The sequence below is a fragment of the Acinetobacter variabilis genome (assembly GCF_000369625.1).
GTDB lineage: Bacteria > Pseudomonadota > Gammaproteobacteria > Pseudomonadales > Moraxellaceae > Acinetobacter > Acinetobacter variabilis.
In genome coordinates, this window is the sequence record NZ_KB850113.1 from 435,072 (window position 1) to 450,889 (window position 15,818).

A 15,818-nucleotide genomic window follows, 5' to 3' on the forward strand; every position below is an offset into this window, starting at 1 on the left:
TATCACATGAAACATACTTTTAAAAGCATCCCATACATGATGCTTCTGCTTACAGCGTCGATTTCTTCAAGTGCTTTGTATGCTGCTGACACCACAGTTACACCGACGAAAAGCGTTATATTCTTTTTAGGCGATGGCATGGGACCAACCACAGTGACGGCAAGTCGTATTTATGCTGTGGGGGAAAATGGCAAACTGGCCATGGACAGCATGAAGCACGCAGCACGGATTAAAACCTATTCTGAGGATGGTCAAACCACAGATAGCGCTCCCTCTATGGGCGCCTATATGACTGGGCAGAAAAATAAAAATGAAGTGATTGCCATGACAACAGGAACGGTTGCGGTCGAACCTGAAGATGGAAAATTGTCGAATGGCAAAAGCTTAGCGAAAGCCATTAACCGTTGTCCAGAACAGGGCAGTAGTGTGGTCGCAGGTATGCCTGCGTTAAGTATTTTAGAACTGGCAAAAAAGCAGGGAAAAGCGGTTGGCGTAGTGACGACGACTGAACTCACCCATGCCACACCTGCGGCAACCTATGCACATATTTGTCATCGTGATGCACAATACGATATTGCGCTTCAAGCTGTTCCAAAAGGTAAAGCTTATAATCCAAACTTATTGGATGGCATTAATGTCCTTATGGGAGGTGGCTTAAATCACTGGACGCCTTATGATGCAGTCTCTAACCCCAAAGGGCGCTTGGATGGCCGTGATTTATTGGCAGAGTTTAAACAGCAGGGTTATCAAACCGTTTTAAGCCAAAGTGATTTGGCACAGACGGTCAATACTCAGAAAATTTTCGGCGTATTCTCCACACAGTCGCATTTAAATTTTGATTTGGATCGACTCAAGAAGAATATAAAGACTGAACCGAGTCTGGCGGTGATGACCAGTAAAGCGATTGATGCACTGCAAGCACAGAGTCATGGACAAGGCTATTTCTTGATGGTTGAGGGTGGGCGTATTGACCATGCACTACATGCCAATAATGCCAAACGGGCATTGCAGGAAACCAAGGCATTTAATGATGCAATTCAAACTGCACTGGATAAAGTGGACTTGAGCAATACCTTGGTTGTAGTGACGGCAGACCATGACCATGTGATGACCTTTAATGGTTATGCCGCACGAACGGGTCAAACGACGGAGACTAATCCAGGTATTTTGGGGCTGAGCTATGACTATAATATTGCAAAAGAGCAAAATGCTTACAGCAAAGTGCTGGCTGATGGCCAAGTACATAATCCATACCGCGATGTAAATGGGGCAACAGGAACGACGCTCGTTTTTGGAAATGGTACGGGCAAGCGTTTAGATATTCGTGACAGTATTAGCAACGAGCAAGCCTTTGCCGACGACTATAAACAAGAAGTCGGGGTACAACTGGCGAAAAGCGAAACACATGGCGGCGGAGATGTGATGCTGTTTGCTGAAGGAAAGAATTCAAATCTTTTCAAAGGCACACAAGAAAATACATGGGTATTTGAGCAATTGAAAAAGGCATTTGGATTTTAATGGATACAAGATTAATACGGCCGTTCAAATTCAAAATGAAGTTCTTAGCATTGTCTTTCAGTTTGCTCAGTCCATGGGTATGGTCGGCCGATGAATATCGTATTGATTATCAGATTGAACGGTTGGATGCCAATGGGGTCACGACCATTCAAAAATACAGTGAGAAAATGATTCGAGATGCGCAAAATATCTGGATTGAACGTTTAAACACTCAAACGCATGCTGACGAAGCCCAGACACATAGCAATGCTCATGTGTCTGCCAAAACAGACACCCATGAGCATGAGAGTTTTGACAGTGCAATTCAGTGGATGCAGCGCAAAGATGTAGTCGGACAAGCAAACGTAGAAAGTCCGTTTCAGCGTTTTTATATTTTGCCAGATGAAAAAATGCGGGTGCAATTGCAGGATGTCGATCAAGAAATGCTAGGGATGAAAAACTGTTGGCGCTGTGAATACACTTTGATTCATCCTGACATTTTAAAGCGAGCACAATTGATTCAACGTGATCCGAAGTTAGCGCATTATCAAATACGCAGTGCTGGGCAAACCTTGAATATTATATGGAGTGAACAGGATCAACTGGTTCAAAAATATGAATTGCTCAAACCGACCTCAGGCTATGCCAAAACCTTTACCGTACGCAAAATTGGCCAACATGTTGCTACACCTTGGACGCAAACAGAAAAATACAGCGAACGTGACTATGCGGACTTTAGTGATTAGCTGATGAGTTTTTTGCTTTTAATTTCGGCGTTACAACAGGAATATCCGTGATTTTTTGGGGAAAATAGGTGGTTAGGACTGTGCCGCTTGTACTGTTAAACCACTCCAACGTTTAAATGCACGTCGAAAATTAGTGGCATCATTAATTTGTAAATACTGAGAAATCTGTTCAGTTTTAAAACCATGCACACGATATAAAATGATGGCGGTATGCAAACGGCTTTGATCGAGTTGCGCCTGAAAATGGGTCTGATGCTTTTTCAGTTTACGTTTTAAGGTGGCAGAACTCATTTGAAAATAATCAGCAGTTTGTTCAAGTTGAATATTATTTTGAATATTTTGCATGAAGTATTGATGCAAACTGAGCAAAAAACTCTGTTGAATATTTTGAGCTGTCATTTCTTTCAGCGCATGTTGATAACTGATTGCAGCTAAGGTCGAAGAGGCATTGGGAAGTTTTTCATGGACCAAGTCACGAGGCAGGCTCATCATGTTGATCGGGCGATTAAACTCTAAAGCACTGCCTAAATGCGTCCAATATTGTTCAATATAATCCGGTTCAGAAAAATTAAATTCGAATTTCCAAGCTAACTTGGTTTGATACAGTTGACGGCTAAATGCTTGTATTGCACTCATTGCGCTTTCGATTAAAAAACGATTTTCAAGCTTGTTTTCATCTAACCAATAAATATGAATATGGCTTTGACTATACATGAGTCGAGGGCATAACCACGGTGAAACAGATGCGGAAAATGTTAAATAACGGCTAAGCGCCTCATCGAAGGTTGATGCATACAGCATGGATTTAATGGCGTCATTAAAGGGGGTGGTTAGGCTGCGTTGACCGAATAAAAAACTGATGTCCTGATTGCGAAAACACTGCTCAGCATTTGTTAAAACCTGTTGTAACTGTTGCTGGCTAATCAGCTTTTGCCCTGAAAAGATATCTTCCAAGAAAATACCGCTACCACTAAGTAGGACGTGATGTTCGACCTCATGGCTGACTGCTAAATCAATTAAAATAGATAATTGATGATGCGCAGGAATGTAACTGTAGTCGCATTCAAAGCTCATACCGCGACTCGCTTTGGTGAGTAGTATTGCTTCACTTGGAGCAATTGCTGATTTAATGCACTCAAAAGTTGCTGAGCAGTTTGGTATTGCCCGACTGAACAGCAGGTCGTGAGTGCTTTTAAAGGAATGTGTGCGGACAGATCACGTTGATAATAAGCACTGACCATAAGCATGCGCTCAAGTTGAGCTGCCATTTTTTCAGCCTGTTGTAGCTTCGTCTCTGGTAACAACATAATAAAACGATCTCCTGCGAAGCGGCAGAGCAGGTCTTGTGGTCGTAAGTTTAAGCTAATCAATTGTGAAACATGCTGTAAAATAGATGTGCCTTCATCAAAGCCATATGTTTGATTAATCTGATTAAAATTATGCATATCTAGCAGTATGACGGACATGTCGCTGGGTTCATGCAAGTTTTGCTCAATTGCAGCTTTGAGCTGTGTTTTAAAGTAATGAGCATCGGCTAAAGGGGTGAGTGCATCGAATAAACGGTGATCCCGATAAATACGTTCTCGTTTTTGCATGTGTTTAGAAATCGCCAGTTCTTCTTGATGCCAAAAATAAATCCCGATGGTAAATAGGCACAGTCCAATTGGAAAAGGAATGGACTCAAGCCATGCATCCCACATGATTTCTTTAGGCAGGCGAATAAACTCATCTAAGCTGTCCATCCACATATGGAAAAAAATAAAACATAGTCCATAAAACATATAGTTGGTTACACGGCCCAAAGGACGGCTTTTAATAATAAAGAAAATCCAAATAGCAATAAAAACAGTTGCTCCCCCTTCACCTAAAATATCGACCCAGTTCCATTCAGCAAACGACTTGCTCTGCCCAAGTAAGATAAATAACCAGAGAGATAAGCTACAGGCAGTCGCTACACATAACAAAGGCCAGCGGTAGTAAGCAAGGTATTTAGGCATAGCATTTTTTGAAATGATTTATTTTCGCCCAAGCTAAACAGATTTAGATGAAAGTTTGATGGCAAAGGCTAGAGTCAAAATAGATCAGTGTATTTTTGATTTTTGAGAATAAAAATGCTGAAAAACCCTATCTTTGTAGTGAATATGCATCATTCTGTATGCTCAGAATTTTCTCTATACAGATCAAATTAGCTCACTTTTTGCTGAAAATGACCAAAAAACAAATAAAAAGGGCAGATCGTAAAAGGCACTGTCACATCATGTTCACATTCAATTTCTATTGTGCGTTCAAACCATGCCACTTTGGCTTGAGGGGAAGAACATAATGCAAAATAATCAGAGCCGTTTCATGAAACATAAGCGTGCGGGTTTTCAGCTCAGTACACTGGTCCTATCAATGCTGAGCATGACGCATCTACATGCCGAAGATAACACGGTGGAATATGTACAGGTCATTGGTCAAGCTGCAAGTATGGATAAAGCACTCAAAGAACAAAAACGTGCCGACCAAATCAGCAGTGTGGTACATGCCGATGGCATCGGACAATTACCCGATGATAATGCCGCAGAAGCGTTGCAACGGATACCGGGTGTATCTACAGAGCGTGACCAAGGCGAAGGACGTTTTGTTTCAGTTCGTGGTTTAGGTGCTGACTTAAATGCAGTGACCATCAATGGTACTTTGGTTCCCGCGCCTGAAAGCGATCGCCGTGGCGTGGCATTGGATGTCTTACCATCAGAGCTGGTGCAGTCTTTGGCTGTGGTGAAAACGCTGACACCAGATATGGATGCCAACTCATTAGGCGGTACGGTGCAAGTCGAAAGTTTATCAGCCTTTGACCATGACGGTTTGTTTTATACGGGAACGGTTGAAGGTGGTTATGATGAAAAACGGGAAAAATATAGCCCTAAAGCATCGGGTGCCATCAGTAACCGTTTCAGTGTTGGTGAGGGGCAAGACAACCTTGGGGTAGCGCTGGCACTGAGTTATCAAAACCGAAAATTTGGCTCGGACAATGTTGAAACGGGTGGGGCTTGGGATGGCGATGCACTTGAAGAAACCGCAATGCGCCAATATGACATCGAGCGTGAGCGCATTGGTGCAGGGTTAAATTTTGATTACCGCCCCAATGACACAGGCGAATACTATTTAAGAACGTTATATAGCCGATTTAAAGATACCGAATCGCGTCAAGAAGTTTCAGTTGAATTTGCCGATCCACAACTTGCAGGGCAAAGTGGAGATGCCGAAGTCACTCGCTCATTAAAAAGTCGTGTTGAAACGCAAGAAATTCAGTCCTTTGTTTTAGGGGGCAAGCAAGGTTTCGGCACGTGGACTGTTGAGGGCCAACTCGGTTATAGCGAAGCATCGGAGGAAAACCCAGGCGGTATTTCAGGGGCGAAATATAAAGCTGAGTTTAGCAATGTTGGCTTTAGCAGTACCCAAAAGCCAGTTGTAACAGCAGATCAAGATTTTTATGATGCTGCCAACTATGAGCTAGATTCGGTGTCGTGGGAAAAGTCTAAAACCACCGATAAAGAATACAACGGTAAATTAGACTTTTTAAAAGACTATATGTTGGGAAATTATCCTGCTGCATTGAAGTTCGGGGGCAAAATCAGTCAACGTGAGAAAACCAATAATACCGATGAATGGAAATATAAAGACCTCAGCACGTCAAGTTCAGATTTCAATTCAAACAGTCACTATGAACTGGGACAGTTTGGTCCAAGCATCAATGAAAATGCCATTCAGGACAAAATAAATGGGCTAAATGCTGCTGACTATGTGGTTGCGGATGGCTCCATCATTAATGACTTTAAGTCAAATGAAGACATACAAGCGGCTTATGTCATGAATACGATTGATTTGGATCAATTGCGTGTGATTGCTGGCTTGCGTTATGAAAATACCAAATTTGAAGCACGTGGTTTTGAGTTTAATGATGATGTGATCACTGCGACCAAATATGAAAATGACTATGATCATTGGTTGCCAAGCTTACATTTGCGTTATCAATTGGCGGACAATACCTACCTGCGTGCGGCATGGACCAATAGTGTCGTGCGTCCGAACTTTGCGCAAAGTGCGCCAGGTGTTTACATAGATGGTGATGAAGCTGAGTTTGGTAACCCAATGTTAAAGCCTTTAGAGTCTTCTAACTTTGATTTGGGTGTAGAAAAGTATTTTGGCAAAGCCAGTATGGTGAGTTTTTATAGTTTTTATAAAGATATCGACAATTTTATCTATAACACCAATATTGCAGGGACAGGTCAGTGGGCTGACTTTGATGAAGCTGTGACTTATAAAAATGGTCAAAGTGCCAAACTCTATGGAATGGAGTTTGCCTATTCACAAAAATTTGACCACTTAGGAGCACCATGGAACGGGTTCTTGTTGGGTTTAAATACCACCTTTAGTAAGTCAGAGGCGGATATTGATTCGATGAAAGATGGTGAACTTCTGAGTCGTCGTATTCATTTGCCAAATCAGTCGGATGTGGTGGCGAATGCGATGCTTGGCTGGGAAAATGAACGTTTTGGTGTACGACTTTCAGCAAATTATAAATCGAGTTATCTGTATGAACTTGGTGACATTGATACGCCTGAAAAAGATATTTATACCGATGACCAAATCTTCCTTGATTTTAGTAGTCATGTGAACTTATCTAAAAACTTACAGCTCAAGTTTGATGTACAAAACATCACCGATGAGCATTATTACAACTATGCAGGTTCTAAGGCTTATAACGCGCAATATGAAGAGTATGGCCCAGCTTACAAACTGGCACTGACCTATACCCATTTTTAAGTCGAATTAAATTTAGTACTCAGGTTTGCTCAACAGAAGCAGACCTGAGGTTCCTTGCCCAATTTTGAGTATCTCTATGAAATTTTCATCTTTTAAATGGTCTGCTTTAAGCAGTTGCTTGCTGTTATTGAGCGCATGCAGTCAGCACAGCGTGCCCCGAGCTCCGCAAAATAGCCATTCGTTAAGCTCGGTTGAAATACCAATAGATCAGCCTATGGCAGCGAAGTTGCAATTACGTGAAGTCGACATGAATGGGGCGAAAACTGAGGATGTGCAATGGTTAACCTTAAGTGCATGGCCTGAAGTTGCCGCACTGTTGAGTAGTAAAAATAAAGGGCTACAAATTTTAGATGATCAACAAAATGTACTACATCAAATTCAAGGTCAGTTTGGGCGTTTTGATTATCGGATTGGTTCGGAGCATTTATTGATTGCTGCGTCGAATTTGCAACAACAGCAAATTCAACTGATGAGCATGAACTTAAAAAATAAAGCATGGGACAAGCCTAGTTTTATTCCAAAGCGTTCATTTAAGTCTGAAGATGTTTGCCTATATACCGATGCTCAAGGGCTGAGTTTTGCTTTTTTAGTAGGTGAAGAGGGGCTTGGTGAACAATGGTTGGTGGCTCAGCATGAGAAGGCTTTGGTTCAACCACAGTTGGTACGCCGTCTCAGTTTTCCACCTGCTAGTAGTGTATGCAAAGTGAATGATGCCACAGCAGAGTTGTTTATTAATGAAGCTAATGTTGGCATTTGGGCATATCCAGCTCATTCTGAAGCAGACATGGTGCGTCAGGCGGTGGATCTCGTGCAACCCTTTGGTTCGATTCAAGGTTCACCTTCTGCAATTGCGATTGTAGATGATCATGTCGCGGTACTCGATGCAGAAAAACCTTTGCTTTATCGTTATCAAAAGCAAGATAAGCAATGGAAAGCACAGCCGCCTTTACAACTAGACACGGTGAAAGAAGCAGAGACTTTGAGTGTTCAAGGTAATTTAACTGATAAATCCTTGCTGATTTTAGATGATAAAACCGTGAAAGTGACAGATGTAGAATGGGAAACGCAGACCCAGACCAAAGCTCAAAATATCATTACTATTCCAGCAGAAGTGCAGACGGAGGGTGTGCCAAGTACAGGTGACGCGGCTGATGATCCTGCGATTTGGCATAACGCTGCACAGCCGAGTCAGTCCCGTATTCTAGCGACAGATAAACAAGGTGGTCTACAGGTTAACGACTTACAGGGTAAAACTGTGCAGTACTTGCCAGTAGGGCGATTGAATAATGTCGATGTACGCCACGGTTTCAAATGGGGCAATCAGACAGTCGATTTGGCGGTGGCATCGAACCGAGATCATAACAGCCTGCATCTCTTTGCGATTCAACCCAAAACGGGCAAGGTTTCTGTGCTTGGCGAGTTAGCAACCACATTGGATGATATCTATGGCATTTGCATGTACCGCGACGCTCAAGGGGAAATCTATGCCATTCCCAACGATAAAAACGGGACTTTTGTTCAATACCACATCACGGCTGCACAGCAAAAATTAAGGGCTGAAGAAGTACAACGTTTTTCAGTGAAAACCCAACCTGAAGGCTGTGTCGTAGACGATGCCAAAGGGCGTATTTTCTTGGGTGAAGAAGATGTCGCGGTGTGGGTAAAAGATCTCAACCTACAAACTCAGCTTCCTATGCAGCAGGTGATAGGTGTAGGAGATGTGATGCATGATGACATTGAGGGGATGGGACTTTATCACGGCAAAAACCAAAGTTATTTGGTGGTTTCAAGCCAAGGCAATGACAGCTTTGTGGTGCTTGATGCCGCTGCACCTTACACGGTTCGTGGCGCATTTCGTATTGGCATCAATACCGAAAAAGGCATTGACGCTGTGTCTGAAACAGATGGACTGGATGTGAGTTCCCTAAATTTTGGTGGCAAATGGAAGCGAGGCATGTTGGTGGTGCAAGACGGACGTAAACGTATGCCTGAAACCAATCAGAACTTTAAATATGTGCCTTGGGAAAAAATCGCTCAAGCCCTGCATTTGGACTAAATAGCGCTTTAGTACCTGAGTGAGTACATGGGCTGCTAAAGAATCACAGCCCATTTTAAAAATATATATGTACTGCACCATGCAGTAAAAAAATTGGAGTGCGTTATGCAAGCAACGATGGATCAAATGTCAGTTTGGATGTTGATTAGCCATGCCAGTGTGTTGGTAAAAGTAGTGATGTTGATTTTGGTTTTATCCTCAGTCATAAGTTGGTATTTAATCGTGCGTCACGGCATGTTACTTCGTGGACAAGAGCAGCTTTGGAACCGTTTTTTAAAGAATTTTAGACAGCAAAAAGATCTCAAGCTTTTACAGCAAGATTACCAACAGCCTGCACAACAAAAAGGCGTTGTCAGCATTTTTCAACATGGGGTGGATGAATACCATCAATTGATCAAAGATGAGCAACTCACCACAAGTGATGTGATTGATGGGGTAGAACGTCGTTTACTCAGTAGCATCAGTGAGGAAGAAGAAAAGCTTCAGCAGAATCTGACCTTTCTCGCAACAGTTGGTTCAGTCAGCCCGTATATAGGCTTATTTGGAACGGTCTGGGGCATTATGAATGCGTTTATAGGACTGTCTGCCGTTGAACAGGCAACCCTCAATACAGTTGCCCCAGGGATTGCAGAAGCGCTGATTGCGACAGCCATTGGTTTATTTGCCGCTATTCCTGCAGTCGTGGCGTATAACCGTTTTTCGGCACGTGCTGACAAGCTTTCCAGTCGTTATTACGGTTTTGCCAATGAGTTGCAAACGCGTATTTATCGTTTGTTGGGGCACACTGAGCGCACTTCGCGTTAAGGAGCAAGAACCATGATTAAGCGTCCTCAAAAATTAAAACCCAATGCTGAAATGAATGTGGTTCCTTATATTGATGTCATGTTGGTATTGTTGGTAATTTTTATGGTGACTGCACCAATGTTGACGCAAGGCATTCAAATTGATTTGCCTAAAGTGGATGCCAATGTCATGCCCGCGTCACAACAGCAGCGTATTGTAACCTTATCTATTCAAGCCAATGGCCAGTATTACTGGAATATTGGATCAGAAGTGAATACCGAGAAAGTTACGGATCAGGCCATTGATTTAGCCACTATGCAACAAAAGCTCGTTCCGATTATTCAAAAAGATAAAAGCTTACAGTTTTATGTACGTGCCGATCAGAATGCTGATTATCAACTGGTTGCACAGGCCATAGCAGCCTTGCAAAAAAGTGGGGTAACGAACTTGGGGCTAGTGACAGAGGAACCACAATCATGATGGCAACCGTTTCCAAAATTAGGTTTCGTGATCAAGGTCTAGCACTTTCGGTCACGGCTGGATTGCATATTGCGCTAATTGCATGGTTATGTACGGTTGAGATGCATGAAACATTGGCGGAACCCAAGCCGAAAACCATTCAATTACAATTTGTGCAAATACCCCCTCCAATCAAACAACAACCTGAACCTAAAAAGCCTGAGCCGATAGTCGAAGAAAAACCCTTACATGAGCCTGTCAAAAAACAGCTTGAGAAACCTACTGAAGTCCAACCGAAAACCACCAAGAAGTTTGTAGAGTCACAGAGTAGCAAAATTGTACCTACAGCGGCTAAACCGACACAGCAAGTCGTGACGGAAAAGCAAACGGCAGTAGCGGAATCTCAGAAAACAGTAGATACGCAGTCCCAAGCGGATATACCAACTCAGACGAAGACCCAGAAATCAGTAGAACCTAAAGCACAAACTCATCCTGAATCATTTGATGTTAAAAATTATCAACCTGTTGTAAAAATAGCACCAGCTTACCCTGAACAAGCTTTGGATCGTAAGCTGGAGGGGGATTGTACGGTGGTGTATAACGTGAATGAAAAAGGACGGGTAGAAAATCCAAAGGCACAAGGTGACTGCCATCCGATGTTTGTACGACCTTCGATTCAGGCTGCACTCACTTTTAAATACCAGCCTCGTCTCGTCGATGGCAAACCAACCAGTGTATCGAATGTTAAAAATACTTTCCAATATAGGATTGAAATTTAATTGTTGAATAATAACCAAAATTCTAGATATATATAATCATTTTTGATGAGGATTTCATAATTTAGTGGAGCAAATATATCTAATTTGAAAGATTTTTTTGTGCAGTAAAATAATATTGGAATTATTATGGATGTTACCTAGTGTAGCGAATTCTCCAATATCAGCTATATGGCCAAAATGAATATTGTAAAGTATTATATTAATTTGAGTTAGTGTAATTGGGCAGTGTAGATGAGCTAAAGAAGCAAGTCTAGAACAAGTCTTGCGCCTGTCTGAGTTAAATACTTTTACTGATGAGCATAGGCACTGTATTATAAAACCAACTATTTCTTTAATTGCACATCTTATCTGCCTTTTTTAAGTATGTTTTTTTTATTGCCAAAATTTGAACTAACTGAGTTGTTTGAGGTGAGCACATAACAAGTATCTAATAAGTCTCAATTAAAAAAAGTATGATCTAAATTTTTATCTGACAAGAGGATACAAAAATTTAAAGCTTATTTTATTGCCGTTATCAGTTTATTAAATAGAACATTTTTCATTATTAATTCGCTGAATGACTGAAACAGCTGAAAGTCGACTAGGATAGTAGGATAATTTTTTGTTCTTTTCGGCTTTCATTCATGTCGAATCTTAAAGTGCGAGTTAAAAATGGCAACTGAACCTCTGAATCCTAAACGTCCACTTTATATTCCCTATGCAGGCACTGCATTACTTGAACTCCCATTGCTGAATAAAGGCTCAGCTTTCTCTGTAGAAGAACGTATTCATTTTAATTTACATGGACTTTTGCCCCAAGCGATCGAATCGATTGAGGAGCAAAGTCAGCGTTCGTATCAGCAATATTGCTCATTCAATGATGCAATCAATAAGCATATTTACCTACGTAACATCCAGGACACCAATGAGACGCTTTTCTATCATTTGATCGAAAATCACTTAAGCGAAATGATGCCGATCATCTATACGCCAACGGTAGGAGAGGCATGTCAGCATTTTTCCAAGATTTATCGCCGTCATCGCGGGGTTTTTATTTCCTATCCGGATCGGGATCATATTGAGCATATCCTATATAATGTAAATCGAAGAAATGTCAAAGTGATCGTGATTACAGATGGAGAGCGCATTCTTGGTTTAGGCGATCAGGGCATTGGTGGAATGGGCATTCCGATTGGAAAGCTGGCTTTATATACGGCCTGCGGAGGTATTAGTCCCGCCTATACTTTACCGATTACTTTGGATGTGGGCACGAACAACGAGCAGTTGTTGAATGATCCGATTTATATGGGATGGCGTCAGCCTCGTATCACTGGTGATGAATATTATGAATTTGTCGAAATGGTGATACAGGCGATTCAGCAAAGATGGCCCGATGCGCTAATTCAATTTGAAGATTTTGCCCAGCACAATGCCATGCCTTTACTGGAAAAATATCGCGATCGAGTATGTTGCTTCAATGACGATATTCAGGGTACGGCAGCTGTGGCAGTAGGCAGTCTGATTGCAGCTTCCTATGCGTCTAATAAGCAACTAAAAGACCAGACCATTGCCTTTTTGGGAGCAGGTTCAGCCGGTTGTGGGATCGCTGAACAGATTGTGGCAAAAATGGTAGCAGAAGGCCTGACTGATGCAGAGGCACGTAAGCGGGTCTTTATGGTGGATCGCTTCGGCCTTATTACCCAGAATCAGCCAAACCTATTAAATTTCCAGAGAAAACTGGCCCAAGAACCAGAAAATATTGCTGAATGGGGAAATGCTGAAGAGATTATTTCTCTATTGGATGTCATTAAATATGCAAAACCTACAGTACTGATTGGGGTATCTGGACAGCCGGGATTATTTAGCAAAGATGTGGTCACGACAATGGCTGAAAATTGTGAACATCCGATTATCTTTCCTTTATCGAATCCTACTTCTCGCGTAGAAGCTGTTCCAGCCGATATTATTCAATGGACCAATGGAAAAGCTTTGATTGCTACAGGTAGTCCATTTGCACCCGTTAATTATCAGGAACAGATTTATACTATTTCTCAATGCAATAACTCTTATATTTTTCCGGGAATTGGACTAGGCGTGATTGCTTCAGGTGCTACACGTGTTACGGATAATATGCTGATGGCATCAAGTAATGCCTTAGCAGAATGCTCTCCAAAACTTCAGGATCCAACTGCCAACTTGTTGCCAGATCTGGATCAGATCCAGCATATTTCCAAGATTATTGCCTTAAGGGTTGCGCAAGCTGCGATTGATGATGGCGTTGCTCCAAAAGTTGGTTTTGATGTGCTGCAAAAAGCCATTGATACGAATTTCTGGATACCGGAATATCGGGAATATAAGCGTGTGACCTTTTAATATTATTAGGAAAAGGGCGGCCTAATATTAAGTAAAGCAGAGCGATGACATTGTTATTTCTCTGCTTCTTTTTTGTTTGGAGAAAGCGAAGGTAATCTAAAATGTAGAAGTTCAACCTACTCAAACAATACGGTTTTATTTTATCAAGTAATTGAAATTTAATAAAAATTCTGTAAATAAAAAATACTATTTATAAGGTAATTAAATATATATATAAGAAAACTTGATTAGTTTAAATCTTCCTATATACTGGCCTTAACTAGAAAAAAGTCTTGTTGCAAAAAATCTTCCTTAAGTATCGTCGTTTTATTCATAATCCTTCGTTTTATCCAGATTTTAAGTTCCATTCTTTATTATTTTCAAAGTTACAACTGGTCATTCAGATGACTAAAAATTAATAGGTTTTATTATGTCAAACTCAAATATTGTTAAAGGTACTGTAAAGTGGTTCAACGAGACTAAAGGTTTCGGTTTTATTCAACAAGAATCTGGTCCAGATGTTTTTGCTCATTTCAGTGAAATTGCCAGTTCAGGTTTTAAAACCTTAATGGAAGGCCAGCAAGTTGAATTCAGCGTAGTTCAAGGTCAAAAAGGCCCAAATGCTGTAAATATTACTGCGCTATAAGTCTTTAGAATAAAAAAGCACGCATCAGTGTTTTTTTATTGTTTTAAATGAAATTTAAAAAGCTTTTTCTAGATTGGAAGAAGTATAAAAATAGGATACAAGTTGTTAAAAATTAATGAATTAATTGCAAAATCTAAAAATGGTACAGAAATTATTGTTTCTTTGATTCCCTTGAATAAAATGCAAAATACACGTCAAGGTTTTAAGGAAATTGAAGTAGGTAAAAGAGTGCTGCTTCAATCAGGAATCGAAGTTGACCTGAATCTAGACGGTCGTACATTTTATACATCTTTAAATAAATTATTTAAATTAAATCATAAAGTTATTTAATATTTAAATTATATATTGGCTAACCAATTTCTAGCCGATCTCTCTCATAATCATTATTAAAGGTTTATTTATGCTTAAACAAAATATCAGTGTGAAAGATCAATTCGGTGTTCAATACGTGATTCAAGCTACTGTTGACCCTGATTTTGTTCATACCCAATCGGATTCTAACGTCAAACATATTACAATTGAAGGTGAAAATATTCGCCCAAGTTTTGAAATGTTTTTTCAAAGCACCATCCGCGGCAAAATTTTCAAAATTATTTAGTGGTCATGTGACATGACCAAAAGTGAATATAAAAAATCCTAGTCTCTTGCCAGGATTTTGTCTTTGAAATTATAAACTTGATAATTAAACCTATTCATCATCTTATAAATAAGTCCTGAATTAATAAGCGCATTTTTAGCCCATATTTAAATCGACTTAGCCATCATTTCAGTGATCCCTATTTTATATCTTCTACTACTTATGCTTTTAGGCATAAAACTATTATCAACCTATAAAAAATCTAATACACATCAAATCAGAAAGCCAATCAGAGTTAAAACCCGTCAAGGTTATTATAAGTTTCGTTGGTATGAACTTAAGTCATATAAATGACTGAGGATATACAGCTGGTTTAAAGTGGTGAGCAAAGGCAATTCAGTTTTAGTTTTACTAGGCTTTGTTGCATAAAGATTTTGTAAGCTTCTGATTTAAATAGGTTTGTATGAATTTCAACCTAAAAATTAAATGAACAAAATCAGTTGGTTATGTATTTATGCAACAAAGCCGTTTTACTAGGACATTCAGACGCTAAGTATTTAATCTTTTCTTTTTGAATATTTAATACTCAATAGATGATCATAAAGTCAGGAGTTTATTCTATGAATAAATGTATAAAATTACTCGCCAAAAAAAAAATTAAGTATTACTTTTCTAGAGAGTGCATCAGCAGGTTACCTGGCTTACCGATTTTCCCAAAATAAATATTCGGGTGATATTTTATATGGCGGACTGGTGTGTTATGACATGGGTGTCAAAGAGAATATTTTAAAAATCAAACCTGAATTTATTAAAAAATATACCCCGGAATCTATGGAAGTCACGCAGGAAATGGTCAGAAAAGCCAAGAAAATGTTTTATTCTGATATTTATATTGCCTGTACAGGACTATTAAAAAGAGGCGGGACAGAAACCAAAAAAAAGCCAGTAGGAACTTTTTTCTATGTGATTTCTTATAAGGATGAGCTTTATAGTTTCCGCTTTCTTTGCAGAGGTAAACCGAGAGAGAAATTAAAAAAACTGGCAAGAAATATCAATCTGAGCTTAATTGAAATCCTTGAGGGCAGTCGAGACAAGAGAAATAAGTAAATCGCTATTTATTTAGCTTTTGATGGTC

The 15,818-nt window shown here is 40.2% G+C and carries 13 protein-coding genes and 1 pseudogene; 12 read left to right on the forward strand and 2 right to left on the reverse strand.

Features of this window, described 5'->3' with window-relative positions:
• Positions 1-6: 6 nt before the first annotated feature.
• Together F897_RS07725 and F897_RS07730 are read left to right on the forward strand one after the other, a co-directional pair.
• Positions 7-1,518, forward strand: a complete 1,512-nt coding sequence (locus F897_RS07725; protein WP_005234805.1) for an alkaline phosphatase — start codon at positions 7-9, stop codon at positions 1,516-1,518.
• A 35-nt stretch (positions 1,519-1,553) separates the two neighbouring features.
• Positions 1,554-2,243, forward strand: a complete 690-nt coding sequence (locus F897_RS07730; protein WP_224213987.1) for a hypothetical protein — start codon at positions 1,554-1,556, stop codon at positions 2,241-2,243.
• Between the two features lie 72 nt (positions 2,244-2,315).
• Here the strand turns inward: F897_RS07730 and F897_RS07735 are convergent, their stop codons facing one another.
• Positions 2,316-3,317 carry a helix-turn-helix transcriptional regulator gene (locus F897_RS07735; RefSeq protein ID WP_005234808.1) on the reverse strand — a complete coding sequence of 334 codons (1,002 nt, stop codon included), beginning with the start codon at positions 3,315-3,317 and terminating at the stop codon, positions 2,316-2,318.
• On the reverse strand, positions 3,314-4,240 hold the full coding sequence (locus F897_RS07740) for a diguanylate cyclase domain-containing protein (RefSeq protein ID WP_005234810.1): 927 nt from the start codon (positions 4,238-4,240) through the stop codon (positions 3,314-3,316). Before F897_RS07740 ends, F897_RS07735 begins: the two co-directional genes overlap by 4 nt.
• A gap of 325 nt (positions 4,241-4,565) precedes the next feature.
• Between F897_RS07740 and F897_RS07745 the strand changes: the two genes are divergently transcribed.
• From F897_RS07745 to F897_RS07790, 10 genes and pseudogenes are all read left to right on the forward strand, one after another.
• Entirely contained in the window at positions 4,566-7,052 is a 2,487-nt protein-coding gene (locus F897_RS07745; RefSeq protein WP_005234812.1) for a TonB-dependent receptor, read from the forward strand.
• A gap of 214 nt (positions 7,053-7,266) precedes the next feature.
• Positions 7,267-9,108 carry a phytase gene (locus tag F897_RS07750; protein ID WP_224213988.1) on the forward strand — a complete coding sequence of 614 codons (1,842 nt, stop codon included), beginning with the start codon at positions 7,267-7,269 and terminating at the stop codon, positions 9,106-9,108.
• Between the two features lie 105 nt (positions 9,109-9,213).
• A complete protein-coding gene (tolQ, locus tag F897_RS07755) occupies positions 9,214-9,912 on the forward strand; it encodes a protein TolQ (RefSeq protein WP_005234816.1) in 699 nt (232 codons plus the stop codon).
• Positions 9,913-9,924: 12 nt separating this feature from the next.
• Positions 9,925-10,371 carry a protein TolR gene (tolR, locus tag F897_RS07760; protein ID WP_005234817.1) on the forward strand — a complete coding sequence of 149 codons (447 nt, stop codon included), beginning with the start codon at positions 9,925-9,927 and terminating at the stop codon, positions 10,369-10,371.
• Complete coding sequence (locus F897_RS07765; protein ID WP_005234819.1) at positions 10,368-11,129, forward strand: energy transducer TonB; 762 nt, start codon at positions 10,368-10,370, stop codon at positions 11,127-11,129. Before tolR ends, F897_RS07765 begins: the two co-directional genes overlap by 4 nt.
• 651 nt (positions 11,130-11,780) lie before the next feature.
• The gene (locus F897_RS07770) at positions 11,781-13,481 is read left to right on the forward strand and encodes an NAD-dependent malic enzyme (protein WP_005234821.1); all 1,701 of its coding nucleotides are present in this window, start codon (positions 11,781-11,783) and stop codon (positions 13,479-13,481) included.
• Between the two features lie 409 nt (positions 13,482-13,890).
• Positions 13,891-14,106, forward strand: a complete 216-nt coding sequence (locus F897_RS07775) for a cold-shock protein (protein WP_004782814.1) — start codon at positions 13,891-13,893, stop codon at positions 14,104-14,106.
• A gap of 102 nt (positions 14,107-14,208) precedes the next feature.
• A complete protein-coding gene (locus tag F897_RS07780; protein WP_005234823.1) occupies positions 14,209-14,436 on the forward strand; it encodes a hypothetical protein in 228 nt (75 codons plus the stop codon).
• A 70-nt stretch (positions 14,437-14,506) separates the two neighbouring features.
• Positions 14,507-14,704 carry a hypothetical protein gene (locus F897_RS07785; protein ID WP_005234825.1) on the forward strand — a complete coding sequence of 66 codons (198 nt, stop codon included), beginning with the start codon at positions 14,507-14,509 and terminating at the stop codon, positions 14,702-14,704.
• A 599-nt stretch (positions 14,705-15,303) separates the two neighbouring features.
• Positions 15,304-15,790 (forward strand): annotated as a pseudogene (locus tag F897_RS07790) (CinA family protein).
• Positions 15,791-15,818 lie beyond the last annotated feature (28 nt).

Coding starts and splice junctions, on each gene's coding strand:
- F897_RS07735 (WP_005234808.1), bottom strand. CDS start 3,317: ATGAGCTTTGAATGCGACTACAGTTACATTCCTGCGCATCATCAATTA.
- F897_RS07765 (WP_005234819.1), top strand. CDS start 10,368: ATGATGGCAACCGTTTCCAAAATTAGGTTTCGTGATCAAGGTCTAGCA.
- F897_RS07770 (WP_005234821.1), top strand. CDS start 11,781: ATGGCAACTGAACCTCTGAATCCTAAACGTCCACTTTATATTCCCTAT.
- F897_RS07730 (WP_224213987.1), top strand. CDS start 1,554: ATGAAGTTCTTAGCATTGTCTTTCAGTTTGCTCAGTCCATGGGTATGG.
- F897_RS07725 (WP_005234805.1), top strand. CDS start 7: ATGAAACATACTTTTAAAAGCATCCCATACATGATGCTTCTGCTTACA.
- F897_RS07785 (WP_005234825.1), top strand. CDS start 14,507: ATGCTTAAACAAAATATCAGTGTGAAAGATCAATTCGGTGTTCAATAC.
- tolR (WP_005234817.1), top strand. CDS start 9,925: ATGATTAAGCGTCCTCAAAAATTAAAACCCAATGCTGAAATGAATGTG.
- F897_RS07775 (WP_004782814.1), top strand. CDS start 13,891: ATGTCAAACTCAAATATTGTTAAAGGTACTGTAAAGTGGTTCAACGAG.
- F897_RS07745 (WP_005234812.1), top strand. CDS start 4,566: ATGCAAAATAATCAGAGCCGTTTCATGAAACATAAGCGTGCGGGTTTT.
- F897_RS07750 (WP_224213988.1), top strand. CDS start 7,267: ATGGCAGCGAAGTTGCAATTACGTGAAGTCGACATGAATGGGGCGAAA.
- tolQ (WP_005234816.1), top strand. CDS start 9,214: ATGCAAGCAACGATGGATCAAATGTCAGTTTGGATGTTGATTAGCCAT.
- F897_RS07740 (WP_005234810.1), bottom strand. CDS start 4,240: ATGCCTAAATACCTTGCTTACTACCGCTGGCCTTTGTTATGTGTAGCG.